At 31.6% G+C, this 3,086-nt stretch carries 1 protein-coding gene; it reads right to left on the bottom strand.

All coding sequences use genetic code 11. The features are described from left to right. Window positions 1-3,086, bottom strand: a 3,086-nt coding sequence (locus LNAT_RS08760) for a beta strand repeat-containing protein (RefSeq protein ID WP_172413519.1), incomplete at both ends; no start/stop codon positions are given.

Raw genomic sequence — 3,086 nt, 5'->3', positions numbered from 1 at the left:
AGCAACAGCATTCGCTACATCTTCATCTCTCTCCAAATCATACAAGTTGTTTTTAAATTCATCAAGTTCAGGATTTGTACCTGTTTGGTAATTATCTAAAACTTCTCCCGCATCGGAAACTGCGCCAACACCTCCGTTTCTAACCGCCTCTGCTATCTTTTTACCTTCGATGATATTCAATGATATGTTCATATCATTTTCCACAGCGGTAAAATCTAATAATGCAGAATTGTCTCCAACTAATACATTACCATTGTAAGTAATGTTGTTGTCTGATACCACAACTCCGTCCAATGTCTGACCGATTAACTGATCTTTTGTGGCATTTAGCTCTCTTACATTTACAAATATCTTTGTTCTATCTTCCATTGTTACATTCTCAGCATAAAGTTTTGTATATCTTAATGTTGCATTTTCATCTGCCTCCATATTTATATCTAGCTCTCCGCCTTTTTTTCCTGTATAGCTTTTTACATTTGAAGGGTTAAATGTCTTTAATGCTATCCTTCCGTAGTTCTCTATATCAAACTTATCACTGTCAAAATCCCCCTCTATATATCCTCTGTTTTCTAAAACTTTACTCTCATGTGGTGCCACATTTCCTGAAAAATCGTCTATTACATTTTCGGCAACAATATTTCCTCTGTTTAATATCTTTACATCCGCTGTATCGTTTGCATCAGTATAAAAAACAAAGGCTGTAGATGCCAAAATTGATCTTTGATTTGTTATTGTAATTGTTACATTACCTTCGCTGCTTGATGCTTTGGTATATATTCCAACATCAGCATTAATATTTCCGTTATTTGTAATAGTAATTTTATTCTCTTTAGTAGCAACAGATTCTGTACGTATTATCTTTGAATTAGAAATTATATTTCCTGAATTATTAATATTAACTGATACATTGCCTTCATTGGTAGCAGAACGAACTATTATACTATCCAAATTGGAATTCAAATTACCTCTGTTTTGAATATTGACTGTTTCATTTCCATTTTCCATAATTTTTGAAGCACTGTAAATAGCACTCAGATCAGAAACAATTTTACCTGAATTGTCGATATCAATCCTTGAATCAGCTCTCTTGGTTGCAGAACGCACTTCTATACCAAAGGAATTGGTAGAATTTAAATCTCCAGTATTATGTATAGTTGTTTGGAGATTTCCGCTTTCTAAAGACTCGGAACTGCTATAAATAGCACTCTGATCAGAAACAATTTTACCTGAATTGTCAATATTGACTATTGAATCGCTTGTATTGGTTTCAGAAAAAGCATATATTCCTTTATGATAAACAGAGTTTAAATCTCCTGTGTTATGAATATTTATCTGTGCATTTCCATTTCCTAAAACCGCAGAAAAACTATGAATTGTATCATTATAAGAAATTAATTTACCTGAATTGTCAATATTAACTGATGAATTTCCCTCAGGAGTTTGAGATCTAATATATAGTCCATAACTATTAATAGAATTTAAATCCCCTGTGTTTTGAAGATTCACTGATGAATTTCCATTCTCCAAAATTTTAGAACTAACCTCAATAGCATTTCGATAAGAGTCAATGTTACCTGAATTATCAATATTAACTGTTGAATCACTTGTATTGGTTTCAGACCAGACATTTATTCCGTAATTATTGGTAGAATTCAAATCCCCTCTGTTTTGAATTCTTATATGTGCATTTCCATTTTCTAAAACCGCGGAAAAACTGTGAATTGCATCATTATAAGAAGTTATTTTTCCTGAATTGTCAATATGAATTGATGCATTCCCATCCTGAACAGAAGCTGAACCGGATATTCCCATATCTTTATCAGAAATTATATTTCCTTCATTTATAATATTAACAGAAACATTCCCATTTCCATAATTATCAGATCCGACATCTATTCCTCTCCCATAAATATCATGAGAATGCAGATCTCCACTGTTGTGAACTGTTGCTTGTATATACCCGCTTCCGATAAGATTAGATTGAACAAGAATAGCACTTTTATTAGAATCAATTTTTCCTGAATTGTCAATATCAACTGTTGAACCACCTATAGAAGTTTGAGAATAGGTGTTTATTCCACGATAAGCAGTAGAATTCAAATCCCCTGAATTTGTAATATTTACTCTTGCATCTCCATGATTAGCATAAGATATACCATATATTGCATCTTTTTTAGAAGTAATTTTACCTGTATTGTTAATTTCAACTGATGAATTTCCATCTGAAATATCGGATTCAGCATTTATTCCATAATAATCGGTAGAATTCAAATCCCCTGAATTTGTAATATTTACTCTTGCATCTCCACTGTTACCATTATTAGAATATGCATGAATTGTATCATTCTTAGAAATTATATTTCCTGAATTGTTAATATCAACTAATACATCCCCTTCATCTGGATTGTTATAAGCTTGACCGTTTATTCCATAACTGCCAGAATTCAAATCCTCTGTATTTTGAATATTTACTCTTACATTTCCACTGTTACCACTATTGGAATATGCATAAATTGCATCCTCGTAAGAAATAATTTTACCTATATTGTTAATTTCAACTGATGAACTTCCATCTGAAGTATCGGATTTAGCATATATTCCGTAATAATCGGTAGAATTCAAATCCCCTGAATTTGTAATATTTACTCTTGCATCTCCATGATTAGCATAAGATATACCATATATTGCATCTTTTTTAGAAGTAATTTTACCTGTATTGTTAATTTCAACTAATGAATTTCCATCTGAAGTATCGGATTCAGCATATATTCCGTAATAATCGCCAGAATTCAAATCTCCAGTATTTTGAATATTTACTCTTGCATTTCCACTGTTACCACTATTGGAATATGCATGAATTGCATTATCGTAAGAAATAATTTTACCTGTATTGTTAATTTCAACTGATGAATTTCCATCTGAAGTATCGGATTCAGCATATATTCCGTAATGACCGTCAGAATTCAAATCCTCTGTATTTTGAATATTTACTCTTGCATTTCCATTGTTACCACTATTGGAATATGCATGAATTGCATTATCGTAAGAAATAATTTTACCTGTATTGTTAATTTCAACTGATGAAT

Origin of the sequence: Lebetimonas natsushimae, from assembly GCF_002335445.1 — a bacterium.
Lineage (GTDB): Bacteria > Campylobacterota > Campylobacteria > Campylobacterales > Nautiliaceae > Lebetimonas > Lebetimonas natsushimae.
Note: the sequence above shows the minus strand (reverse complement) of the source record. Positions and strands in the feature narration are given on the sequence as shown.